Origin of the sequence: Pedobacter sp. ASV28, from assembly GCF_016428855.1 — a bacterium.
GTDB lineage: Bacteria > Bacteroidota > Bacteroidia > Sphingobacteriales > Sphingobacteriaceae > Pedobacter.
Genome location: NZ_JAELTN010000043.1, coordinates 1 through 23,556, shown reverse-complemented (window position 1 = coordinate 23,556; position 23,556 = coordinate 1). Strand labels below are relative to the sequence as shown.

Sequence of the window (23,556 nt, the reverse complement as noted above, 5' to 3'; positions counted from 1 at the left end):
CAAATCATGACATTAACCTTACTTCTTGTAATTATTGTTTTAGCCTTAATTTTTGATTATATCAATGGGTTTCATGATGCAGCCAATGCTATTGCAACCATTGTCGCTACAAAAGTACTCACCCCTTTCCAGGCTGTTGTTTGGGCTGCTTTTTTTAATTTCTTGGCTTATTGGGTTTTCGGGTTCGGCGTAGCCGACACTGTAGCCAAAACAGCTAACACCATGGAAATCAATCTCGTGGTGATTTTGGCTGGTGTAATTGCGGCCATCATATGGAATCTGCTCACCTGGTGGTTTGGCATTCCATCTAGCTCCTCACACACCTTAATTGGTGGTTTTGCTGGGGCAGCCATTGCCCATGCCGGTATAAATGTAGTGAACTGGTACAAAGTAGGTAAACCTGGAGAAATGCCAACAGGTGTTTTGGTAATTATCGGATTTATTGTACTCGCTCCGTTTATTGGTGCAATTGTCTCTTATTTCATTTCTGTTTGGTTGCTTCATTCTTCCAAAAAGAGTATCTGGCCTAAGATCTTCACCTTATCTTTGATGACTGTTACCGGTATATTTATTTATAAAGAGATGCTATTTTACAGTGAAATAGCCCATCCAAGGTTTGAATCCAAATTCTTAAGTGTGATTTTAGAATCGCACAATATCAAATGGCTATTGGTAGGTTTCATTATTTTCTGCATCAGCTTTTTTTGCCTGATCTTTAGCAGCTTAAACCAAGTGCAGTCTACAGCTTGGCTAAGAAAAATGCAGCTTCTATCTTCAGCTTCGTTTAGCTTAGGTCATGGTGGTAACGATTCCCAGAAAGTAATGGGTATTATAGCGGCCGCAGTAGTCGTTTATATACACCAAGCTGGCGTTACGGTAGAAAGCTTACCTTCATGGCTACATGTGGTACTGCCCTATAAAGATGCCAACGGAGCAGAAGTTTCTGGTCATATGCCTCCTTGGATTCCTTTGGCCTGTTATAGTGCCATTGCTGCGGGTACTTTAAGTGGCGGATGGAAAATTGTAAAAACAATGGGCTCTAAAATTACCAAGGTGAGCCCTTTCGAAGGAGTAACTGCAGAAACAGCGGGAGCATTAACCTTATATTTTACTGAGCATTTAAAAATTCCGGTAAGTACTACACATACCATTACCGGTTCCATCATTGGATCTGGATTAACCAAAGGGGTATCTGCCGTAAAATGGGGCGTAACCGTAAAACTGGTTTGGGCATGGGTATTAACCATACCTGTATCTGCTGCATTAGCCGCCATTATCTATTATATCCTAAGCATTTTCATCAAGTAGAGCAATCAATTGTTAGCTATAAATAAAACATCCAATAAAGTTCTGCCTTCATTCACATAGCCTATTCCGATTTTAAGGAAAAACGAAAATCTTAAAAAGTGCTACGGAGTAAACCTCATTGCTTTGTAATATTCAACGTTGAATATTGCTTTAAGATCCTCGACCCTGTTTAGGGCAGGCGCATCGGTGATTTTTGATCCTTTTTTTCATGAAATTGCATATAGCAATCTTGAGTACAATAAAAAATGATAGATAAACAACGAAAAAACTAGGCCCACCTGTCATTTAGACGAAATAATTGTAAAAACCTCGGTTCGAGCATTATTTGACTGATTACCAACAACTAACTGCAGAACCTAACATTCGTTTCACTTTAAGATTGCTTCATTCTTCACAAAGACGGCTTCTGTTCTCCTCTTTGCGAGGGAGGTACGACGAAGCGATCTCATTTTAGGCTACGCAAAGGCAGGGTTATTAATTAGTAAACAAAATAGTACTTTTTCACTTCGTTTAACCTAGAATCACATTAAATGACCTGCTATTTTTGCAGATTCAAAACAATCCCGACTGTTCTAAAATAAAATACCACAGCGCAGTGGTCAAAAAAGAAATCACAATACCTACCCCAATAATCAAATTCGACAATTTAGGGTTAAGGTTATATTGATCTGCAATAATTCCGGATGTGAGCAAGGTGGGCATGGCCGCTTCAAAAATGGCAATTTTCGGAATGTTTCCCTTCAACCCTAAAACAATGGCGAACAGGGAGACGATAATAGGTGCTAATAGCAATTTATATAACAATGCAAAGCTAATGTGCTTCATCTCACCAAACCAGCCTCCAAATTTCAATTGTAGTCCTATAGAAAAGAGCGCCAATGGGCCAACGGTGCCTGCCAATTTATCAAATAGGGGATCTAAAGCACTAATATCCATATATCTTGGCATACTAAGTGCCAGTACACAGCCCCATATAGGTGGGAATGAAAGTACTTTCTTAAGCACTGCCCTGGCCTCGAGCTTATAATTTTGTGAGGAACGAATAGCCACCACAATACCTATGGTAGACAATAATATAAAATTTACCTGATCGCTTATAATGGCAATGCCCAATTCCTTTTCAGAAAAGTAGGCAATAATCAAAGGAAAACCCACAAAGGAAGTATTGCTTAATCCCGTGGTAAGTTTCAACCCGCCTAGCGTAGCCTTACTTACTGGATTATATTTGGTATAAACATATACATACAGCCATGCACAGCACCAGATCAATAATGGGGCCATTGCCGGAAATAACAATTCAGAGGTAAATGCTACATGTGGCAAATATTTAAACGATACTGCAGGTAAAGCAATATTAATGATCCACGCATTTATTCCCTTATGCGCATCTTTGGGCAGCTTTCCGCTTTTTCGAAAAAACACCCCCAACAGGATACAAATGGCAATCAACAAAAAGTTCGACATCTTCTATCTATAGCTGCTGCTTGGCTTTAATGGCCAGGTAACTATTTACCACATTTACCGTAAGATTTTGAGGTGCCGTAAGTAGGCTTAAAATGCCGTGCCTCGTCAGCTCTTTTACAATTAGGCGTTTTTCATAGGCAAATTTCTCGGCTATGGTTTTAATATAGATCCCCTCTACATCCTTTGCCCCTTCCTCACTAAGAGTCCTTAGTGTAGTATTCTCAAAAAACACAACCAATAGCAAATGGAATTTGGCTATACGCTTCAGATAAGGCAATTGTCGTTCCAAGGCAGACATGCTCTCAAAATTTGTAAAAAAAACAACCAAACTACGCTGCTTTAAGGCGCTTCTTATACTTACATATAAAGCTTCCATATCTGTTTCTAGATACCTTGTTTTTTCATTATACAACACCTCCATAATCTTTTGGAGTTGCGTAGACTTGCGGTCTGCAGGCACTATCTTTTTGGTCTTTTCGGCAACGGTGATCAGACCTGCCTTATCTTGCTTTACCAGGGCCACACTCGATAATATCAGGCTGGCATTAATGGCATAATCAAGCAAACTTAATCCATCGAACGGCATTTTCATGGCCCTTGACTTATCGATCACACAATAAATATGTTGCGATTTTTCTTCCGTATAGGAGTTGACCATCAAGTCATTTCGTCGGGCAGTTGCTTTCCAATTTATGGTTCTGATATCATCACCAGCCACATAGTTTTTCACCTGATCAAATTCCATACTATGGCCTACCCTTCTTATCTTTTTTATACCTACATCCATCAAACGGTTGGATATGGCCATCAGTTCATATTGTCTTAATTTAAGGAAGGAAGGGTAAACAGGAACTGTATTTTCGCCTGCCACATTAAACCGCCTACTGACCAAGCCGAGCGGCGAACTGACAAATAACCTGATCAGACCAAATTCATAGGCTCCCCTTTTGGTAGGCCGCAGCAAATAACTGATCACTTTTTGCTCTCTTACCTTTAAATGGGCCTTAAACCACAGGTCACGTTTTTGAAACTGAAAAGGAATCTCATCAATAATACCAACAGAAACTTGAAAAGGATAAAAATTCTCTAGGTAGATTTTAAGCTCGTTATCATCGCCGTTGCTCAATCGTTCTGGCACATCCCTCCTTAAAAAAACACCTTTCCTAGAACTGAAAAGCAAATAAATATCAATAATTACCAATAATAATAGGGCAAAAAAGAGGAGATACGGCAAATCGCCGAGAACAGGCAAAAAGAAGGCAAAAAGAAACAGGGCCGAGCAAAGGCCCAAGGCAATGAAAAGTCTATTCTCTAGGAACAGATTGGTATAGAATTTTTTAAAGAGTTCTTTCATTATTTGTTATTGCCGCCTTTACCATTATTTTCCTCCCCTGCCCCTCAAAAATGGGGATCGCGATATCGCCTAGGCAAAGTGCTTTATAAGACTTATCTCGGCACTTCAATTTTCTTAATAATCTGAGTAATGATATCTGCAGTAGTCAACCCTTCCATCTCCTTTTCGGGGCTCAGCATTACCCGATGTCCCAGCACGGGAATGGCCACCTTGATCACATCATCAGGCGTTACAAAATCCCTACCTGCAATTGCCGCAATTGCCTTTGAACTATTCACCAAAGCCAGTGAGGCACGTGGAGAAGCGCCAAGGTACAATGATTTATGTTGACGTGTTTCATGTACAATCTGGGCAGCATAGGCTAAAAGTTTAGGCTCAACAAACAATGCCTTAATGGTTGCCCTTAAAGCATTGATCTGCGTTATATCTAAAATAGGCTTGATCTCATCAAGTTGATGCTGAATTTGCTGTTGGTGCTGATTGGTCAAAATCTCTATCTCTTCTTCCAAAGTTGGATATTTAATTTCCACCTTAAACAAAAAACGATCTAACTGTGCCTCTGGCAACCTATATGTTCCTTCCTGTTCAACAGGGTTTTGGGTAGCCAATACCATAAAAGGTTCTTCCAGTTGATGGGTATGCCCATCAACGGTAACCTGTCGTTCCTCCATAGCTTCGAATAGGGCCGACTGGGTTTTAGCAGGCGCACGATTAATTTCATCAACCAAGATGATATGTCCAAATATCGGACCTTTCCTAAATTGAAATTCTGCTGTTTTGGGACTAAAGACAGCCGTGCCCAATACGTCAGAGGGCATGAGGTCTGGTGTAAACTGTATTCTCGAAAAGCTTGCCGAAATACTTTTGGCCACCAACTTGGCACTCAATGTTTTGGCTACACCCGGTACACCTTCTAACAATAAGTGGCCATTAGAAAGGAGACCCGCAATCAATAAATCAATGGTATCATGCTGTCCCACAATGATCTTGCCCAAAGTTTCCCTGATTTCGGCAACAGCTTGGCTCAGCTGGCTTAAATCGGTACGTTGGCTAAATATTTCCTGTTCCATAGCTATTGGTCTTTTTTTTATTAAATGTCAAAATCATTTATACTCTTTATTCTTTTATGAACCACATAGGCACATCGTTAAATATAAGAGACTAATCATATTTTATGTGTCTATATGCGGTTACATTATTTATTTTTTCGAACCACATAGGTATCTTATCTGACTATCTGGTTACCATCACTGGTCTTTTTTATAAAATTGTTCAATAAGCTTATTCAGTTCGATAAGGTCATGATCACTTACCTTAACTTCTTTGCCAAGCATGCCAATAAGCCCTATCAATTGTGCAATCAGATTCTGGTCCACTCCCGATAATTTATAAAGTGCTTCCATAAATTCCTGATTTAAAACGGTAGTTTTCAACCTGTACTTTGTTCTTAGGTAAGCCAAGAAATAATTGATTTTCTTTTCTACAATATCCTTATTATTTCGTTGTTGATAATAAACCCTGCCCACTACCTGTGCAAATTCAACAGATGAATTTTTTAGCGGATCAGTAATGGGAATAATGCGTTGCCTACGTTTCATTTCATAAAGTACAAAAACAACCAGGCTCAGCAAGGCGATATAATAGGCCCAACGTAGCTGATCATATTTAAACAACACCCGTAAAATAGACTGATCCTTTTGCGGGGGATGTGTATAATATTCATCAACAACTAGCTGCTGCACTTGTGGCAAATAAGACAATGCTTTTGCTGCATATTCGGCGCCATTCTCATTGAGCAGACTGTAATTGGTAAGCAATTGTGGATTAGGAAGGATAAACAAAGAGCCTTTGCCAAAACGATACTGAACAAAATTAGCTTTTTGTTCATATTTTCTACCCAATACTATGGCCTTTGCAGTATCGATCTTACTAAAATATTGTGCACTGATGCCCCGCTCGAAATAAAAATCCATCTCTCTTTTCAATAATGGATTAACAAAATTAATGGGGTATTTGGTCCTGTTCTGAAATTCGAAATCAGATCCTATTTCCAGCTTTAATCTTTTATTGATTTCTCCGTTCAGTTCAAATGCTGCAATAAAGATATGGTTACCTGCCTGCATATACTTTATCATTTCGGCAAGATCTGCCTTGTCAATTTTTACCCTCGATGCAATGATCAGATAATTGGAGCTCGGGGCAGTCGCTTCTTCCTTTAGCGCATTATAAATAGGCGTATGAGCCGTTCTAACCACCGCATTGGGGAATAGATCTCCTATTTGTTTTCGCAAGATATAGGTACCATAAGGTATCTTATCTTCAGAAAGATAGGTAGGTGTCCAGTTAATTGGTTTTGGCCTGGTATACTGTGCGACCAGATAAGCCGTCAGCAATACCCCACAAATTATCAAATACCACCTCAATCCTTTCATATATTAGCCTGATTAAATTGATGAAAAGCATGTTCTATTTGTAGAAATGATGACCTATCAATATTAAAATCACCATACCAAATATATTCAAATTGATGGGTAAGGGCCACAAAGTCTTTTTCTAGCCTGGTTTCTGCCAGCTCCTTTACATAGGCCTGATTAGTTTTATCGGGCTGCCAATCTATCAATTCCCTATCGGCCAGAAACTTTAACGTTTTTAGGTATAGCAACCTAACGGTAAGCCTGTAGTTTGCCTTTTGTAGCGCATCTTCTATTTGCTCATCGAAATTAATTTCATGTATATTTTCTAAACTTTCATCATAGGGCACCTCAACTTCTTTCGACTTTCGGGCGAAAATTTTAAAATCGACCCCAATAAGTTTAAAAACCACGAATACAATCAGTGCCATACAAATGGCCATCAAGCCGTATTTAAGAACTCCATTCCAGAACGAAGAGCTTGTTTTTTCCCCACTGCCAGCAAACAGGCGATCGAGCCACTGCCAGAAAGCATGCCATATCCGTTCCCAAAAACCTTGATTTTTAGGCTTCAGATCTTCGTATTGAAATTCTTTATTTTCTTTGTATTCCTGTATTTTTCTGTCGTCGAACTTTCTCAGCTCAACCTTGGCACTATCCAATATTAGGCCTGTAATCCTTTTTACGGAATCTGCTTTTTTTACGGACTGTGCCTGTACACCTAAACTAAAAAACAACAACAGAAAAAGTAGGAATCGTTGCATACTAATATTCTTCCTCCGAATGAAATTGGGGATCTGCAGAATGACCAAAGTTTTCAATACGGGCCAGTAGCCCAGTACTTTCCTTTCTTTCTACCAAATTGAAGTGAATAAGTGCCGAAGCCACAATTGGAATAATAAAAAACACCTGCGACAAATATTGCAATACATATACGATGATCTGGTACCATTGCATCATTTCGTCTCCTTTGTGGGTGAAAGCAGCAATCATTAACACCAAATATCCGGGCAGCTGAATAACGGTCGTAAAGGTAATGGTAATAATGAGTACTATCAATATTGTGGCCATGGTAACCCACCAATTGTTTTTGGGCAATTGGTAAGATCGGTTAAAAGCATCTGCCCAATTCGTATTTTCAAGCACCATAATAGAATAGATAATAAAGAATGCTGGCGTTATATAAATTCCAGGTATGATACAACATACAAAACATACCGTCCAAATGATAGAGGTTAGTATTCCGCCAAACATTATTCTTAGAAAGTAGAATTTAAAATAACTCCATACTTCTTCCAGGTTAGGTGCAGCATTACCTTTTACTATATATAAGGCAATATAGCTAAGCACGGTAGTATATATGGCTGTATAATTTAAAATCATAAACAAAATCAGCAGAATATATCGCCAGGTGAACAGTAGATTCCAAGTAGAGACATTTGCCGAATAATTACCATTATCAAAATCCGACTGTAGGCCACTAATCTGCATTTGGGTAAATACAGAAGTAATAAGCCCAGCAATAATAAACACTCCACAAAAGCAGCCAAATGATTTAAGCAAAGGCTTAAAATTTTGCTTCACAAACAGAAAACTATCCGAAATAATTTCACCAAACTCCCTTACTTTTCTAAATTCTACCTTATCTTTCATTACCTAATTCTTAATCTGATGTCGTTTTTTTTACGGTGATTTTATGATGTTCTAATTTCTTTACGTTTGGCCAGTTGATGAGGGTATATAACCACATACCAAACCATAAACACAAGCGAACCCGACAAGATAAACAGGCTTAACCATAGCGGCATATTTGTATGTCTCGTAACAAAGCTTTCGAAAAAAGCGGCCAGTAATATAATGGGAATTATACCTAAGGCTATCTTTGTCGCATCTTTGCCACTATTTTTCAAGGCTTGTAAACGCGTATAGGTTTTAGGGAAAAGCAAGCCATGGCCCAACACCAAACCTGCCCCGCCTACTACTACAATAGACAATATCTCCAAGGTTCCATGAATCCAAATGACCAATATAGATTGCGCACCCAATCCCTTACTAAAGAAATAATATTCGAAGGCCCCCAACATAATTCCATTTCTTAATAAAAAGAACACAGGCCCAATAGATAGGAAAAGTCCACTGGCAAACATTAGAAACGACACCCACGAATTATTAATAGCAATCATAAAAAACATCGACACTTCACTATCTTTTTTATATACGCCAAACGGATCGCCCTTGGCTATATTTTCATTGGTCATATTTACATAACTATCTCCCAAAATAAGCCGCACAAACCTATCGTCATACTTGGCAGACAGCACCCCAATGCTGGCCGCTATAACGAAAAAGATAAAAGCATAAAGCAACTGCCTCCTATACTGATGGAACAACAGTGGCAGCTCATATTTCCAATACCTGAAAAACCTCCCCTTTTCTTCTTTTTTATTTCGATAAATTGCCTGATGAAGAACAGAGGCCAAGCCATTTAAATAGGCCGTTGTCTTTGATTTGGGATAAAAGGTTTTGGCATAGGCCAGATCATTGGTAATATCTATGAAACGATGGGCAATTTCGTCTGGATTATCCGTCTTCAGCTGCTCATAGCTCTTCCATTTTTCGGTGTTTTGCTTTACAAAAAGCGCCTCTCTCATAAATAGTTTACGTTGTTTCCAGATATTTTCTGTTAAAATAAAACAAAATTTTAATTAGTCAACAAAAAATAAAAAAGCCTATTATATTTGAAGCTATGGAAACCGTTAGAGTAAATACCAGTCAACATGTTGACATAGATTATCCGGTAGCTGGACTGGGAGAACGTATAGGAGCCCACCTTATCGACACGGCCATTTTCATTGTCGTTTATCTACTGGCTTTATTCACCTTTGGAATTTCTGGTTTTGCAGCTCAATTTAACGGAACTTTCATTATTGTATTGATCATTATTTATGCGGGTTGCTATGTTTTCTATGATCTGGTTGCCGAAATCTTTTTTAACGGCCAAAGCTTTGGCAAACGTTTATTGAAAATAAAGGTCATTAGCATAGATGGGGCCCAACCCAGTATTGGCCAGTATTTCATCAGGTGGATCTTTAGGATTGTAGACTTTGTGCTCACTTTTAAACTGCTTGGCTTTATCTGCATAGCTGTTTCCGACGACAAACAGCGCATAGGCGACATTGTAGCAGGCACTACCGTCATCAAGACCGCTCCTGCTACCAAAATTGAGCATATTGCTTTTCATCCCACAGCGGATGACTATATTCCAATGTTTCAGAACGTGGCCCTAATGAGCGATAGGGATGTAGAGCTCATCCACGAAGTGGTAAGAACTTACTACATCACTAAAAACCCAGATTTGATCTATAAAATGGCAGAAAAAGTTTCTTCTTTTTTGGGGGTCACTATACCCGAAAGCATGAACGAGATGCAGTTTCTAAATACGGTATCTGCCGACTATGTACAGATTACCTCGAGAGCTGTTTAGTCTTTCTGTACATCCAAAATACATCTGACCAAACTAAATTTAGTCTGGTCAGGTGGATAAGAGCATTTAAATTTAGATCAAAATTCCTTTAGAAGTCTTCTTCTATAGTTTAATAACTTTTTTAACTTCCTTTCCATTCTTGCCTATAAGGGTAATGAGAAACATGCCTTTAGGATATGGTTTCAGATCAACAAGAAAAACACCTCTAGCTATATTAATGTTGTGCTGCTGCAATACCGCTCCCGTCATGTCGGAAATGATTAACTTTTGGTAAAGCCCTTTTTCAAAAGCTATCTCTAATTTTCCATAGGTTGGATTTGGATAAGCAGACAAAGAAGCTACAGATAGCTTGAAATTGACTACCTCTATGCCTATATCGTTTACTTTACCATCTCTGTCTACCTGCTCTAGCCTATAATAGTTTACCCCACTTAGCGGACTTCGGTCAGTGTAGGCATAGTTAATAACAGTTGATGAATGTCCTGCTCCCGCAACTCTTCTTAGTTCTGAAAAGTACACTCCATCTGCCGAGCGGCTTAAAACAAACGCCTTATTGTTCTGCTCGGAAACAGTAGTCCATTTTAAGTTGACCTGATTGCCGTTCAGTTTGGCTGTAAAACCCAACATAATTACCGGAAGCACGCCTCCATCGTTAATGATCCAATTTTTATTGTTCGTTAAAATATCGTGGTATGCTTGTGCTCTTGTGGCATAGGTTAAACCTACTGCACCTAAAGTTCTATTAGTAGGCGTATTGGCGTTTTCTGCCCAGCCTTTTAAGGTAAGCCCATAGGTAGCAGGCTTTAGGCCCGAATTATCAAGCATATTGGTTAAGTTCACATCGTTTTTTAACGTCCAGTCGCCCAAATTTTGATTAAAAGCGCTTGCCCCGCTAAACATTCTCGACATATCGCTTACCTTACTTACGTCCCATCCATTAATATTCTGATTAAAGGATGTTGCACCCGTAAACATGACCGACATATTCGTTACGTTGCCTACATTCCAATGGCCAATATTTTGGTTAAATAATTTTGCACCACCAAACATAAAGGACAAATCGGTAATCTGGCTTAAATCGGGTGCATTTGCGGGCAAAGAGCTTAGGTTTTCACTAGCCAAAAATGCCCCCATCAAATTTGTCCAAGCAACATTCCCCCAACTTTCAACGGCTGTTAGTGCTTTGGCCTGGGTAGCATGTCCATAGGTCTGAAACCCGGTAAATGTACCGCTTCCAGCTTTGATATATAACCTGTAGGCACCCGTTCCCGAAACGAACTGTGGAAGAACCAGACTCTGTGTGTTGGTATTGACCAGGTAAGTTCCGGAATTGGTATTGGTCTCATCACCTATTTTTTCCCAGTAATATTCATAATTGCTTCCCGTTGTATTGAAAGACACATAAGCACCATTTGGCAGCTTACTGGTATCCCAAATGGTGGCAAAGGCACCGGTATGGTCATTAGATAAAGCTGGACCAGTATGATAAATGGCAAAACCCCAAACAATGCTACTACCGGCTATACTAAAACCACCACCCACATATAAACCAGCACTTGAAATACCAATAGCAATAGGATACGAATTTAACCCGGAACCTAGACTATTCCAATTATTTCCATCCCACTTGGCTATGTTATTTACCGTAATGCCACCTGCCTTAACAAAGGAACCACCAACATATACTTCGTTGCCAAAAATTGCTATCGCAGAAACACCAGCGTCTACCCCCGTGCCCAAACTATTCCAGCTGGAACCATTCCATTTGGCCAAATATTTAAGATTAGCATCGCCACCTACTGAAGTAAAAGTACCACCAACATATACATTAGTACCCGATACAGCTATAGCATTAACCACATTATCTACTCCTGTACCCAGGCTGCTCCAACTACTACCATCCCATTTGGCAAGGTATTTAATATTGGCATCGCCACCAACAGAGGTAAAGTTACCACCTGCATATACATTAATACCTGATGCAGCAATGGTTTTAACCACATTATTTACCCCAGTGCCCAGGCTGCTCCAACTACTACCATCCCATTTGGCAAGGTATTTAATATTGGTATCGTTCCCCGCAGAGGTAAAGCCGCCACCCACATAAATATTGTTACCGGATATAGCGATAGCATTAACTCCATTATTGATATCGGCACTATACACGCCAGCACCCAAAGCACTCCAATTGACACCGTCCCATTTGGCGATACGATTTACTGTAAGGCCACCTGCTTTTGTAAAACTGCCTCCTACATATATATTACCACCTGAAACGGCTATAGCCGAAACCAGCCCATCTACACCTGTACCTAAGCTACTCCAGCTGGTCCCATTCCATTTGGCAATGTACTGGGTGTTAGACGTACCAGGTATGTTACCAAAAAGACCGCCTACATATACATTGGTACCAATAACTGCTACGGAACGAACTGCAGCATTTAATCCCACACGTAAGGTCCCCCAAGTACTGCCATCATATTTGGCAAAATAGGGGTAAGCTGTATTACCTCCCGCCTTATCAAAGTTGCCTCCTACATATACATTAGTGCCCAATACGGCTATACCGAACACTTCTACATCTGAACCGTAACTTGTCCCTACACCAATGCTACTTCCAGTACCCAAAGCCTTCCAACTGGTGCCATCCCATTTGGCTATACCGTTTACCGTAGTGCTACCTGCTTTAGCAAATAAACCGCCTACATATACATTGGTGCCCGATACAAAAATGGCATTAACCCTTTTATCTACAGTTGTTGACGCAAAGGTGCTCCAAGCATTGCCATCCCATTTGGCTAAATACTTAATATTAAACTGACCTGCTACCGAAGTAAAACTACCTCCTATATAGATATCCGTACCCGATACAGCAATGGCGTTAACCGCACCATCATCTATCCCTGTACCTAAAGCACTCCAACTGGTACCATCCCATTTGGCTATACGCTTAATCGGAGTACTTCCCATGGCGGTAAAATCTCCACCTACATATACATCTGCACCCGATACAGCAATGGTGTAAACATAACTATTAGGTTTCATATTTGTACCCAGACCGCTCCAGGTACTACCATCCCATTTGGCCAGATATTTAATAGCCGTATTACCACCCGCCGATTCAAAAGTACCTCCTACATATACATCAGTACCTAAAACTGCTATAGAACGCACTGTACCGTTTCCTCCTTCTACCCCTGCCCCCAAGGCGCTCCAACTGGTACCATTCCACTTGGCTATACCTTTTGCTGCAACACCGCCAACGGCAGTAAAATAACCGCCTATGTACAAATCATTACCCGAAACCGCTATAGCCCGAACAGTAATATTTATACCGCCACCCACAACATCCCACCGGGTACCGGTCCAGCGGAAAATACCGTTTGACCCAACATAAATGTCTGCACCATTTACTGCAACTGCATTAACAGTACCGTATATATAATTGGAAGCGCTGTTATCCCAATTATCATTGTCGGTTGGAGCAGCGACACTAAAAACGGGCTGTCCATTTTTACCTTTACCAAGGGCAAATCCCTGTGCGTTAAAACTACCGTTAATACCTTGTTTTAAAGTTCCATCGGGGTTTAGCACTTCCGATAGTGAACGTTGGTTGTGGGCTAGCGAGTCGATGGCAAAAGCACCATGAATGCTCAGCAACAGCGCCAAAAAGAGGATAAATAAATGTTTTGATCTGTAAAATTTTGTCATAATTGGGTTAATTTGATTATTGGGAATATGCCCCAAAAATACCCCACTTGCACACACCTGTAAATAGACCCCGGGGTTCTATTTTCAACCATGTACGTTCAATTAGTTAGGAGAAATGCCTTTTATTACTGATTTTTACAACATGCATATACTAAAAGAACTTTTAATACGTATCATCCTCCCGCATGTGTAGATTTTTACTCAAGTTGCTTTTGTTAATGGGGGGCATTTCTTTGAAGCTTGCTGCACAGCCGTTGGTTAGTTTTGGCCCAAACCAAACTGCACTAAACCTAAAACCTTATTTTTACGTTGTCGAAGGGCATAACTATACCCCAAAAACCTTGCTTGACCAACCCCAACTATTTATTCCCCTTTCTGTCTTCAAATACAAAAGACCAGATGATACCTTTTGGTTAAAAACAACCCTAATTACCAAACAGCATACCCATGCCATTATTTCTTTTAGGCACCTTACCCATGCCGAGCTCTATTTGGTGGCCAACAATTCCAATGCTCAGATGGTTTACCAAAAAGCTGGTGCTTTTAGGCCCATCAATGAAATCAATAAAGGCGATAATCGATTTCATTTCTCCATAGCGCTCCTGCCTAATATTCCCTATACGTTATTGATTAAAAGCACCCACATAAAAAAATACAAGCCAATATTTGACTTTGAAATAAGCCATCAAAATAATTTCATTGTTAAAGAACATCAGAGCGAATTGCTGGACCTTTGGCTACAAGGCGCTTCAGGATTGCTCATTCTGTATGTTTTTTTATCTTGGTTTTCTACCCGTTATCGGCCTTTTTTATGGCTTATGCTTTTTGCCTTAGGTTTTCATTTTTACGATATTGCCCTTAACCGGTATTTTATTGATTGGTTCTTACCCAACTCCCCTCAATATGGCTGGTTGTTTGTCCAGCATTTTCTCCATTTAGGCTTAATAGGGCTATTTTTGCTCCTTATCGACTCATGGAAGATCAAGGACAAGAACATAAAGCTTTATCATTATGGAAAACTGGTAGTGGCCTCCATTGTCATCATTGCCATTATCTCCTTTCTCATCAACTTCTTTAGTACCAATTATAGGTTGTCTACCCAAATCAACATCTTCTTTTCATTGGTATTTTTGGCTTATGCCATAAGCACCCCCCTAATACTTTGGCGCAAATTAGATAAACAAGAACGTTATCTGGCCTATGGACTGGGCCTATACGTAACCGCAACGATCTTCTTTAATATTACCATTAGCCTATGGGGCGAACAGCTCTACCTAATTACGCCTATAGCGACCAAAATTATCTCTATATGTGTAGTATTACTTTTTCTCATGGGCCTTAATGCCAGATTAAGGCAGAACGAAAAAGATAAAATGCGCTACCTCAATGAGCTAAACTTATTACAGAAACACCAGAACGAAATATTGGAAGAGAGCGTTGCTCTAAGGACCGTAGAGCTAGAACAGCGTAACCAAAGAATAGAAACATTGATGAATGAACTTAACCATAGGGTAAAGAACAACCTGCAGCTATTATACAGCCTAAACAGTCTGCAATTGCCCAATGCCTCCGATGTGGCAACTTCTCATTTGATCAAAGATAATATTGCCAGAATTAAGGCGATGATGCTGGTTAACGAAGGGTTGAATCCTAATCAAACCACCGAAGAAAAAAAAATCTCTTTATATGAGTTCATCACCGAAATTACAACCCATTCAAAAAAAATGTTCCAATCGGAACGAACGGTCGAATTTAAGATCGATATAAAAAAACAATTAACACTTGACTCTAGGATAGGTCTTTCATTAGGCATTATCATTTCAGAACTGATTACCAACTCCTATAAACACGCTTTTTCATCACAGCCCCTGCCGCATATTACCATCAGTATTTCATTATCAGATGCCACTTGGCACATGAGGTATGCCGACAATGGAATAGGCATGAAAGTGAACAAAAGCCATAGTTTAGGACTTAGCCTGATCAGTGACCTTACCAGACAGCTCAAAGGAACTTTTGAAGTAATGAATGATAATGGGCTGGTTTATTTGTTTAATTTTCCTTCTGTTTCTTAAATGCGCATCCTAATCATTGAAGACGAGATCATCATTGCCCGATTTATCGAGCAGCAACTAAAGGCTAACTTTAATTGCGAGGTGACCATTGCCCTTAACCATCGTGAGGTAAAAAGGGCTATACCCTCTTTTATACCCCATCTCATTCTCTGCGACATTAACCTACATGAAGAAAACGACGGGATCAACCTTATACAGGAACTTCAGAAAGAGTACGCTTTTGGGGTGATCTATATCACATCCTATCAGTCAAAGTCAATTATAGAGCGGGCCCTAACCACAAGGCCCTTAAATTACATCATCAAACCTGTTGACGAATCCAACATTTTTGCAGGCATAAAGTTGGTAGAAAGTGCCATCAGCTCCCATACCACATTTGGTATGCGCAAGTTAATGAAGCCTACCTTCAATCATATAGAAAGTAAGATCATCTATCTTATCCTACAAAAGAAAAATACCAAGGAAATTGCCACTTTACTGTTCTTAAGTCCCTATACCATTAAAAACTATCGTCATCGTATTTGTAGAAAGCTGAGCCTTAAGGATGAAAACAATGCCCTGCTCAAGTGGGCCCTGCAAAATGAAGATTTAATCGATTGAGTTTGTTTTCGTTCCCAACTATTGTCCCTAGGGGATGGGAACGCTATCTAGGCTTACTAAGCTTAACTGGTAAAACCAAGGGAAACTTCATAAATCTGCCTGTTCTGCTCTTCGCTTTAGATTCCTCTCCCAAAAATCGGGATCGAAATGACAAAAAAGCGATGCCACACCTTAGCTTACTAAGCACAGGCGGGCGGTGACGCCCCATCCATATGTGCTATCTGTTAAAATTTCCAAAAACCTGTTGCGCCAAAAGACCTGCCCATTGGCCATACATTTTACCCGAGGGGTGTAAACCATCATTGGCCGTCAGTTCGGGTTCATCTTGCCTGGAAATTGGCGTGATATCTATATAAGAAACTTGCCTCAACAAGGTTTCCTGCCTGTTGATCTCGTTAAAAGCATCTATTTCCCCGCTAATGGTCTTTAAATTTCTGCCATGCTGTTTGGCATATTCAGTTACGCCCCAATCGGGAATGGAAAGTACATATACCCGTTCCTTATTGCCACCGGCAAAATCAATGGCCATTTTTAATAGTTCGGCAAATTCCTTTCTGTATACTTCTTGCGAATATCCCCTATACTGGTTATTTACCCCTATCAGCAAGGTGACCAGATCAAATGTTTGCTGCACATTCTTTTCTTGTATAGCCTGATACAATTCATCGGTAGTCCATCCTGTTTTCGCTATAATTTCGGGATTTACCGCTATAGGCAAGCCTCTTTCATTGAGCAATGCAGAAAGCTGATAGGGAAAAGATACTTCCTGTCCTACGGCCTCTCCAATGGTATACGAATCGCCCAATGCCAAATAAGATAGCGGTTTTATCATAAAAAATACTTAATGTAAGTGATGAAATATAATTTTGTAAATATAATTGACCATCATTACAAATCCAGTAAAAAAATACATGGCCTTTAACCATTTTTCATATCGGTTTAGGTTAAACCACCATGTCGCAACACCTGCTACAAAACTGAGCAGAAAGGGAATGGTAGGCGGATAAAGCCGAAAGCTTTGCATAAAATGTCCCATAAAAAGAGCCCATGCAGAACGCTGAAAACCACAGCCCGGACAATCGAGCCCGGTAAGGTATTTGAACGGACACGGCAGTAAAAAAATATCCGCTTTTCTTACCAACAACAAAGCGGATAGATCAATGATATCCAATATCAAAAACAATTAATACTGATTTTGTGGAGGTTGGTTAAACGGATCGTTAGGGTTGTTGAACTGCTGATTTCCAAAAGCCCTGTTCTGGGCTTCCGCAGCCGAAGGGCCTAGGTACTTGGCACTGCCAAAACCCAGTATTGGCCAAAAGATAAAGCCCAAAAAGAACAGCCCTACTGTAAAGCCTTCTTCTTTTCCAAAACTTTTACTTACAAGATTAAGTAGCCAGATACAGAACACAAAGTTAACACAGGGTAAAATACACCATAACAGCCAAATACTAGGTTTGCCCACAATCTCGATCATCACATAAATATTGTAAATGGGTATAATGGCCGCCCAGCCTGGTTTCCCTGCTTTTTCAAAGGTTTTCCACATTCCAGCAATAGAAATAATGCCTAGCACAATAGAAACGATCCAAATAGTAAAGAAAATGCCGGCAAATATGCCCATGCCAGTTGAGGAGTAATCTGAGTATTGTGAATATTCCATAGTTAATTTGATTTTAGTTTATAGTAAAGTTAATCTTTATCCCTAAAAATCAAAATGTTGCTTAAAAATTTCTTGACATTTCTCTATTAGTCTATCATTTCAATTGTAACTTTTACCAACATACCTACCCCGCTTTATAGAAGCTTTATTCTATGGTCTTGCTCCTTGTTCTTTGCTCCTTACTCTTTATTCTTTACTCACTGCTCTACAAACACTTACAAAATAAATTATGGATAGCTTTTTACACAATAGCAAGGAATACTATCTTTATAGTTTAAATCTTTTAATTTTATGATCAAATCTTTTAACAAACTCTCACTCTTCTTATTAGCCATAGCGCTAATATTAGGGATTAATGTTTCCGCACAGGTTACCGTTAGCACAGTAGCAGGCAACGGTACTGCGGCCTTTCTAGATGGAACCGGCACTGCAGCACGCCTTTGGACCCCGTGGGCCGTAGTAGTGGATAGCCAGGGAAATGTCTTTGTTGGCGAAGAAGGCGGCAAACGAATTCGTAAAATTACACCCACTGGGGTAGTTACTACACTTGCAGGTAATGGTACCAGTGCTTTTTTAAACGGTACGGGCACGGCGGCAGCTTTTTTTAGTCCACTAGCAATGGCCATTGATAAAAATGACAATCTATATGTATGCGATATAACTCGGATACGTAAAGTTACGCCCGCTGGGGTAGTCACCACATTTGCGGGTAATGGGGTTGCCCAAATTATTGATGGACCGGCTGCCCAAGCCTCATTTAGCAATCTTTCGGGCATTACCATAGATGTGGATGGCAACTTATATGTTAGCGACAATTATATTAGCGAATCTGGTGATAACGAGATTACATCAATCCGTAAAATCACCCCTGCGGGTATGGTCAGTACTTTTTCTACCGCTGTTTACTATCCAGCTAATTTAACCACAGATGCCTCAAAAAATCTTTATGTCGTAGATGGGGATGATCAGATCATAAAGATTACACCACTAGGTGTAGCAAGCACCTATATAGCCTCTGGGACCTTTGGCACCCCCCTTGGTCTGGCCATGCATTCTTCGGGAAACTTGTATGTATCCATTTCAGGGAACAACCGCATTTATAAAGTGAGCCCTACAAAAGTAGCGAAGCTTGTTGCGGGCACTGGGGCCGCTCTTCCATTTACTGATGGATCTGGCACTACAGCTACATTCAACTATCCAACAGGTTTAGCATTTAATGCCTCTAGCGAGCTCTATGTAGCAGACCCTTTTAACCACAGGATACGTAAAGTTATAGACCTATCCGTATTACCTGTAGCTTTCACCAGCCTTAATGCCCAATTAAGCGCCAGCAATCAATTGCAGGTGCAATGGCAAACCACAAGCGAAGCCAACAACAAACAATTTGTGGTGCAGGCATCTGTAAATGGCAGCAGTTGGACCAACCTGGGCACGGTAGCTTCCAAAGCGGCCAATGGCAACTCTTCCGAAGTTATCGCCTATACAGCTACTTACCAATTGGGCCAGTTAGCACTTGCCGGTATTGGTTTTTTGGGCTTCCTCTTTTTACCAGTGGTTAGAAACAGAATGGCAAGGTTGGCCATGATAGTGCTGGTAGTGGCCATGGCGGCTTCATGTGCCAAACAAAACGATAGTTTTGCCGATTTGAAAGTGCAGTCAAAAGCCGGCCAATCCATTTATGTAAGAGTAGCACAGGTAGATTATAACGGAACAACTACTTATAGTGATCCAATAGTGGTCAAGGGAAAATAACAAAACAACCCTATACCAAAGCCCGAAGTGGTGAACTTCGGGCTTTTTTATTAAAACGGTCCCGTCCTGAAATAAGTTGACCCCCGGTCTGATACGGCTTTTCCTTGAGTTCCTCTGGATAATCAAATCTTGCGATTGCTTGTTCTTTCATCTTCAGTTAAGGGTTTATCCAAAAACTGTAAAGTTATAGGCGTATAAGACCCAAAACCGGAAAACCAATGCATCTTGCATATCCAAAAAATCCAGTTTCAATTGGTGAACACATAAAAAGGCAAAGAATGGATCTAAAGCTTTTTCAGAGTGATATCGCGAAGATTTTTAACGTAAGTACTGATTGCGTGACCTACTGGGAAAACAACAGAAGTACCCCGCAGATTATCTTCTATCCGAAAATTATCGAATTCTTGGGCTACAGTCCATTATGCTTTAACGAAACAACACTTTCTGGACGAATTAAGGCCTACCGTTACAGAAATGGAATCACTTCCAAGAAGTTTGGAAATCTCCTGAAAGTTGACCCGTCAACGGTAACAGAGTGGGAAAATGGTATCCGTGTTCCGACTCCAAAACATTTGCTAAAACTTGAAAGTTTATTGGATAAATAAGAAAAATAAATTCTCCTAGCAGTGCCTACAGGGCATCATAAAGTATGACTACCAATGGTTTGAATGGATTATTTCACGAAGTGGAGCTCCTTTGATTTATTTACCGTATATGCTTTTTTAAAAATCTTTTAAAGAAATCGGACTTCTGCCTAGTAATTGTTTTATATCACTTTTGCTGGTTTCGAACTCTCCTCTGGCTATCGCTCCAGCGAACCTTGATAGATACGCTGCATCATCGTCAGGAACGCCTTGCTGTACAAGCTGCGCAACATATGACTGTTTGGTTATAAGCTACCGTTGCCCCTGTGATTTCTGATACTAGGTCAGCAATCTCCGGTTCAAGATTTCTTTTCTATGACAAAAGCTTTCAATTCTGCGATTTTTCCATTTTCGAAGCGCCAGACGTCACAATAATCATAGTGGTTATAGGTTCCATTTGCAGCCTTCAAGGTGATTTCACCTGTCACGGTTACATAGCTACTATCCTCAATGGTATTTTCGACGGTAAATACAGGCGGTTCCAAATAGAATTCTTTCATATACTCCCGTACTTTATCTCTCCCATCAAGGATACGTTCCCCTACAAAAACCCATTTGGTATCCTCTGTACAATAGACTAGAAAACTTTCATAGTTTCCCTTTTTAACGAATTCGTTGGCTTTGTGTAATATCGTTGCGTTTTTCATTTTTGTTTGTTTTTGAATGTGAATAGATTCAGTAATGCTTGTGTCTGGCGTGCTTCCATATAAGTTTATAGCTAAGCTGTCTCCGTTATAAATTGCGTCGCAGCATTGGAATTATAAAGATCAATGGTCCATATTTCGTCATTCCAGTTCCTCATATTTTGAGGATTTACAACAGGCTGAAATGTATTTTGATTAGGAAGGTAACTTACCGGTTGTGCTATGGTTTCGATACCGACTGACAGTAAGATGGATGTTGTTAATGTTAGTTTTTTCACGTTATTATTTTATGATTAAGTTCTACAAACTTTCCAAGGTTTTCTCAATTATTTCAATTCCAAATTCTTTTAAGCGGTTACTGATATTATGACTTGGGACAATAGTTTCTGGAAGGTATAAACCTCCAATTTTATTTTCAGGCTGTCCATTAAGACCTAATATCTTTTCTGCAATCAAGTATACGCCAACAGCTGTTAGATGGGAATTTCCTCTCGGGCCGGATACGATCGTGCTGAGTTTTCTTTTTTCGCCGGATAGTAGGGTGCCTTCAATAGTAATGTATAAATCATGAGAAGCCTCCAGGCCTTTATTACTCCCCATTGATTCCCCTATGATAAAGTCAAACCGAATATTTTTCGCACTCGTAAAAGCGGCTATACTCGGAACATCCAGCGTGCTGAGTGGGTAACCTATTGCTGATGAATGATTGTGCAAATCAATAGTTCTCGGGTTTTCTTTTGCTTGTAATGATAGCCAATTTCCTTCCTTTCGGATCAGAGCATCACCAACAAAACCACTGACTTCGTTTGCAACTAGCGGCCCAACACTATCCTTTGGGTCAAATAGCCCGGCAAGTTCGATAGTTTTTATATGGCTGAATTTATTCGCTAGTTGTTTAACCACAAGGGTTAATATTCCTGCTTGCCAATGACCAGCATATACAACTGGCGCAACAATTTTTTTGTGCAGGCCTAGAAATGCCGTGGGAGAAATTTGATCAGCTAATTCGCTTACAGCAATACACGCTACGCCATCTAAGATAGCAGTCTCTCTTATTATATTACTCTGATCATCCACTGCTGATATAATCAGATCAATTTTCTGAAAGTGACTTAAATCGAAGCCTTCTTCAAGATTGATATAAGCTGTTTCTGAATGTTTTAATTCCTTCGATAAGGATATTCCGTTTTGCGGATTTCTACCTGCAAGAATAAGTTCGATGCTCTGATCAGCTTGTCTGATTAGTCGTGCGATATTACTTCCAACCATTCCATAACCACCCACAATTAAGATTCGTTTTTTCTGTGATTCCATGTTAATTTTTTTAACTATATAATTTTATATTTTTCATTTTAAGTGTGAAGTCGTTCACAATTCATCCAGAAATGCTGAATATGATCTTCAACAAGTGCGATGTTGCTTTCAGATGCATGAAGTCCAAGCCGCTAATCAAGCCATTTTTTATCAACACAGACTTAGTAATATGAGGATGTACCACAATTGTCAAAGTTTTCATATTTCAATTATTGATTTATTGAAGGCAAAGTTAGGGTTCCACATGATATTTTGTATATTGCCGGCTAATTGTTAGGTACTATAAATAATGTAAGTAATGAGTGAGATCAAGCAAACCTCAACAAACTTCTCAAATAAGCTTGCTCTGAGCGATGAATGTTCGGAAGCATATGCCACAAATATCATCGGCGGACAATGGACATTGGTAATATGTTCATGGTTATTAAGTGGAAAACTTAGATTTGGAGAACTAAAGAAGAAATTACCTGGTATTACTGAAAGGATGTTGACCTTGCAACTGCGTAAGCTCGAGGAGAATAAAATAATCAGCCGGACTGTTTATGCAGAAGTACCGCCACGTGTAGAATATGAGCTGACTGAAATTGGATACGCATTGAAGTCAGTGATCATGGAATTAGAAGTTTGGGGCACAAGCCATAAAAATTTGATCGGTAAGCAACCTGTTTAAATTTACTGAAAATAAAATACTGTTTGGCAAATTCGCGGCTGAATTATGATACAGCCTCTTCATAAACTACAAGATTTGAATGCAAAAATCGGCAACCTAACAAAAAGAAGTTGGTTTAATTATCTTTTTATTTTACTTATTTCTGAATGCTTTGTTTCTGAAATTAATTGTTGTCACTCGGTATCGAATTCTTCAGGCTAGCTTAGTAGAAAAACTTGTCAATGCAACGTTTCAAGCGATCTATTTGTAAATTTATTGAATCTGAGATAGCTTCTCTGGATTGAAAATTCAAACATCATATCCATCTTTCTTAGGGGGACAGCTTCATGCAAAACGACAAGGATTCATCGAAGCGACCAGCATAAAACTGGAAGGGTATTCTACCGAAAATTTTGCCCGGGAAATGCTGACCCTTCTATCTTCCAAGGGTTGGCGCATTACTTCCAGTACCGTACGTTTAAA

At 39.8% G+C, this 23,556-nt stretch carries 20 protein-coding genes and 1 pseudogene; 7 read left to right on the top strand and 14 right to left on the bottom strand.

Annotation, left to right across the window (positions count from 1 at the left end; translation table 11 throughout):
* Nucleotides 1–6 precede the first annotated feature (6 nt).
* Nucleotides 7–1,308: an inorganic phosphate transporter gene (locus JHD79_RS15590; RefSeq protein WP_199120228.1), complete on the top strand. Its 1,302-nt coding sequence runs from the start codon at nucleotides 7–9 to the stop codon at nucleotides 1,306–1,308.
* Nucleotides 1,309–1,860: 552 nt separating this feature from the next.
* Here JHD79_RS15590 and JHD79_RS15585 read toward each other — a convergent pair.
* From JHD79_RS15585 to JHD79_RS15555, 7 genes are all read right to left on the bottom strand, one after another.
* Complete coding sequence (locus tag JHD79_RS15585) at nucleotides 1,861–2,772, bottom strand: AEC family transporter (protein WP_199120227.1); 912 nt, start codon at nucleotides 2,770–2,772, stop codon at nucleotides 1,861–1,863.
* 7 nt (nucleotides 2,773–2,779) lie between these two features.
* Nucleotides 2,780–4,126 carry a DUF58 domain-containing protein gene (locus tag JHD79_RS15580; RefSeq protein WP_199120226.1) on the bottom strand — a complete coding sequence of 449 codons (1,347 nt, stop codon included), beginning with the start codon at nucleotides 4,124–4,126 and terminating at the stop codon, nucleotides 2,780–2,782.
* 92 nt (nucleotides 4,127–4,218) lie between these two features.
* Nucleotides 4,219–5,196 carry a MoxR family ATPase gene (locus JHD79_RS15575; RefSeq protein ID WP_199120225.1) on the bottom strand — a complete coding sequence of 326 codons (978 nt, stop codon included), beginning with the start codon at nucleotides 5,194–5,196 and terminating at the stop codon, nucleotides 4,219–4,221.
* A gap of 177 nt (nucleotides 5,197–5,373) precedes the next feature.
* Entirely contained in the window at nucleotides 5,374–6,558 is a 1,185-nt protein-coding gene (locus JHD79_RS15570) for a DUF4350 domain-containing protein (protein WP_199120224.1), read from the bottom strand.
* Nucleotides 6,555–7,301, bottom strand: a complete 747-nt coding sequence (locus JHD79_RS15565; RefSeq protein ID WP_199120223.1) for a DUF4129 domain-containing protein — start codon at nucleotides 7,299–7,301, stop codon at nucleotides 6,555–6,557. The genes JHD79_RS15570 and JHD79_RS15565 overlap by 4 nt, the downstream gene beginning before the upstream one ends.
* 1 nt (nucleotide 7,302) lies before the next feature.
* The gene (locus tag JHD79_RS15560) at nucleotides 7,303–8,190 is read right to left on the bottom strand and encodes a hypothetical protein (protein WP_199120222.1); all 888 of its coding nucleotides are present in this window, start codon (nucleotides 8,188–8,190) and stop codon (nucleotides 7,303–7,305) included.
* Nucleotides 8,191–8,231: 41 nt separating this feature from the next.
* Entirely contained in the window at nucleotides 8,232–9,188 is a 957-nt protein-coding gene (locus JHD79_RS15555) for a stage II sporulation protein M (RefSeq protein ID WP_199120221.1), read from the bottom strand.
* A gap of 95 nt (nucleotides 9,189–9,283) precedes the next feature.
* On the opposite strand from JHD79_RS15555, the gene JHD79_RS15550 reads away from it, so the two are divergent.
* Complete coding sequence (locus JHD79_RS15550) at nucleotides 9,284–10,021, top strand: RDD family protein (protein ID WP_199120220.1); 738 nt, start codon at nucleotides 9,284–9,286, stop codon at nucleotides 10,019–10,021.
* 102 nt (nucleotides 10,022–10,123) lie between these two features.
* Here the strand turns inward: JHD79_RS15550 and JHD79_RS15545 are convergent, their stop codons facing one another.
* Entirely contained in the window at nucleotides 10,124–13,732 is a 3,609-nt protein-coding gene (locus JHD79_RS15545; RefSeq protein WP_199120219.1) for a BspA family leucine-rich repeat surface protein, read from the bottom strand.
* Between the two features lie 218 nt (nucleotides 13,733–13,950).
* Between JHD79_RS15545 and JHD79_RS15540 the strand changes: the two genes are divergently transcribed.
* Together JHD79_RS15540 and JHD79_RS15535 are read left to right on the top strand one after the other, a co-directional pair.
* Nucleotides 13,951–15,807: a histidine kinase dimerization/phosphoacceptor domain -containing protein gene (locus JHD79_RS15540; protein ID WP_199120218.1), complete on the top strand. Its 1,857-nt coding sequence runs from the start codon at nucleotides 13,951–13,953 to the stop codon at nucleotides 15,805–15,807.
* A complete protein-coding gene (locus JHD79_RS15535) occupies nucleotides 15,808–16,407 on the top strand; it encodes a DNA-binding response regulator (protein ID WP_199120217.1) in 600 nt (199 codons plus the stop codon).
* 217 nt (nucleotides 16,408–16,624) lie between these two features.
* Here the strand turns inward: JHD79_RS15535 and JHD79_RS15530 are convergent, their stop codons facing one another.
* From JHD79_RS15530 to JHD79_RS15520, 3 genes are read right to left on the bottom strand one after another with little or no spacing between them, the layout of a single operon-like run.
* A complete protein-coding gene (locus JHD79_RS15530) occupies nucleotides 16,625–17,239 on the bottom strand; it encodes an SGNH/GDSL hydrolase family protein (RefSeq protein ID WP_199120216.1) in 615 nt (204 codons plus the stop codon).
* 9 nt (nucleotides 17,240–17,248) lie between these two features.
* On the bottom strand, nucleotides 17,249–17,590 hold the full coding sequence (locus JHD79_RS15525) for a DUF2752 domain-containing protein (RefSeq protein WP_233164736.1): 342 nt from the start codon (nucleotides 17,588–17,590) through the stop codon (nucleotides 17,249–17,251).
* Nucleotides 17,591–18,070, bottom strand: a complete 480-nt coding sequence (locus JHD79_RS15520; RefSeq protein ID WP_233164735.1) for a DUF5684 domain-containing protein — start codon at nucleotides 18,068–18,070, stop codon at nucleotides 17,591–17,593.
* A gap of 291 nt (nucleotides 18,071–18,361) precedes the next feature.
* Here JHD79_RS15520 and JHD79_RS15515 point away from each other — a divergent pair, with 291 nt between their 5' ends.
* Together JHD79_RS15515 and JHD79_RS15510 are read left to right on the top strand one after the other, a co-directional pair.
* On the top strand, nucleotides 18,362–19,822 hold the full coding sequence (locus JHD79_RS15515) for a hypothetical protein (RefSeq protein WP_199120215.1): 1,461 nt from the start codon (nucleotides 18,362–18,364) through the stop codon (nucleotides 19,820–19,822).
* Nucleotides 19,823–20,100: 278 nt separating this feature from the next.
* A complete protein-coding gene (locus JHD79_RS15510; protein ID WP_233164734.1) occupies nucleotides 20,101–20,427 on the top strand; it encodes a helix-turn-helix transcriptional regulator in 327 nt (108 codons plus the stop codon).
* Nucleotides 20,428–20,765: 338 nt separating this feature from the next.
* Here the strand turns inward: JHD79_RS15510 and JHD79_RS15505 are convergent, their stop codons facing one another.
* On the bottom strand, nucleotides 20,766–21,113 hold the full coding sequence (locus JHD79_RS15505; RefSeq protein WP_199120213.1) for a nuclear transport factor 2 family protein: 348 nt from the start codon (nucleotides 21,111–21,113) through the stop codon (nucleotides 20,766–20,768).
* 297 nt (nucleotides 21,114–21,410) lie between these two features.
* On the bottom strand, nucleotides 21,411–22,424 hold the full coding sequence (locus JHD79_RS15500; RefSeq protein WP_199120212.1) for a hypothetical protein: 1,014 nt from the start codon (nucleotides 22,422–22,424) through the stop codon (nucleotides 21,411–21,413).
* Nucleotides 22,425–22,722: 298 nt separating this feature from the next.
* Between JHD79_RS15500 and JHD79_RS15495 the strand changes: the two genes are divergently transcribed.
* Nucleotides 22,723–23,094: a helix-turn-helix domain-containing protein gene (locus tag JHD79_RS15495; RefSeq protein ID WP_199120211.1), complete on the top strand. Its 372-nt coding sequence runs from the start codon at nucleotides 22,723–22,725 to the stop codon at nucleotides 23,092–23,094.
* Nucleotides 23,095–23,430: 336 nt separating this feature from the next.
* Here JHD79_RS15495 and JHD79_RS15490 read toward each other — a convergent pair.
* Nucleotides 23,431–23,556 (bottom strand): annotated as a pseudogene (locus JHD79_RS15490) (ATP-binding protein); the annotation flags it as partial.

Excerpts from the sequence above, each read along its gene's own strand:
- JHD79_RS15590 (WP_199120228.1), top strand. The coding sequence starts at position 7 with ATGACATTAACCTTACTTCTTGTAATTATTGTTTTAGCCTTAATTTTT.
- JHD79_RS15585 (WP_199120227.1), bottom strand. The coding sequence starts at position 2,772 with ATGTCGAACTTTTTGTTGATTGCCATTTGTATCCTGTTGGGGGTGTTT.
- JHD79_RS15580 (WP_199120226.1), bottom strand. The coding sequence starts at position 4,126 with ATGAAAGAACTCTTTAAAAAATTCTATACCAATCTGTTCCTAGAGAAT.
- JHD79_RS15575 (WP_199120225.1), bottom strand. The coding sequence starts at position 5,196 with ATGGAACAGGAAATATTTAGCCAACGTACCGATTTAAGCCAGCTGAGC.
- JHD79_RS15570 (WP_199120224.1), bottom strand. The coding sequence starts at position 6,558 with ATGAAAGGATTGAGGTGGTATTTGATAATTTGTGGGGTATTGCTGACG.
- JHD79_RS15565 (WP_199120223.1), bottom strand. The coding sequence starts at position 7,301 with ATGCAACGATTCCTACTTTTTCTGTTGTTGTTTTTTAGTTTAGGTGTA.
- JHD79_RS15560 (WP_199120222.1), bottom strand. The coding sequence starts at position 8,190 with ATGAAAGATAAGGTAGAATTTAGAAAAGTAAGGGAGTTTGGTGAAATT.
- JHD79_RS15555 (WP_199120221.1), bottom strand. The coding sequence starts at position 9,188 with ATGAGAGAGGCGCTTTTTGTAAAGCAAAACACCGAAAAATGGAAGAGC.
- JHD79_RS15550 (WP_199120220.1), top strand. The coding sequence starts at position 9,284 with ATGGAAACCGTTAGAGTAAATACCAGTCAACATGTTGACATAGATTAT.
- JHD79_RS15545 (WP_199120219.1), bottom strand. The coding sequence starts at position 13,732 with ATGACAAAATTTTACAGATCAAAACATTTATTTATCCTCTTTTTGGCG.
- JHD79_RS15540 (WP_199120218.1), top strand. The coding sequence starts at position 13,951 with ATGGGGGGCATTTCTTTGAAGCTTGCTGCACAGCCGTTGGTTAGTTTT.
- JHD79_RS15535 (WP_199120217.1), top strand. The coding sequence starts at position 15,808 with ATGCGCATCCTAATCATTGAAGACGAGATCATCATTGCCCGATTTATC.
- JHD79_RS15530 (WP_199120216.1), bottom strand. The coding sequence starts at position 17,239 with ATGATAAAACCGCTATCTTATTTGGCATTGGGCGATTCGTATACCATT.
- JHD79_RS15520 (WP_233164735.1), bottom strand. The coding sequence starts at position 18,070 with ATGGAATATTCACAATACTCAGATTACTCCTCAACTGGCATGGGCATA.
- JHD79_RS15515 (WP_199120215.1), top strand. The coding sequence starts at position 18,362 with ATGATCAAATCTTTTAACAAACTCTCACTCTTCTTATTAGCCATAGCG.
- JHD79_RS15510 (WP_233164734.1), top strand. The coding sequence starts at position 20,101 with ATGGATCTAAAGCTTTTTCAGAGTGATATCGCGAAGATTTTTAACGTA.
- JHD79_RS15505 (WP_199120213.1), bottom strand. The coding sequence starts at position 21,113 with ATGAAAAACGCAACGATATTACACAAAGCCAACGAATTCGTTAAAAAG.
- JHD79_RS15500 (WP_199120212.1), bottom strand. The coding sequence starts at position 22,424 with ATGGAATCACAGAAAAAACGAATCTTAATTGTGGGTGGTTATGGAATG.
- JHD79_RS15495 (WP_199120211.1), top strand. The coding sequence starts at position 22,723 with ATGAGTGAGATCAAGCAAACCTCAACAAACTTCTCAAATAAGCTTGCT.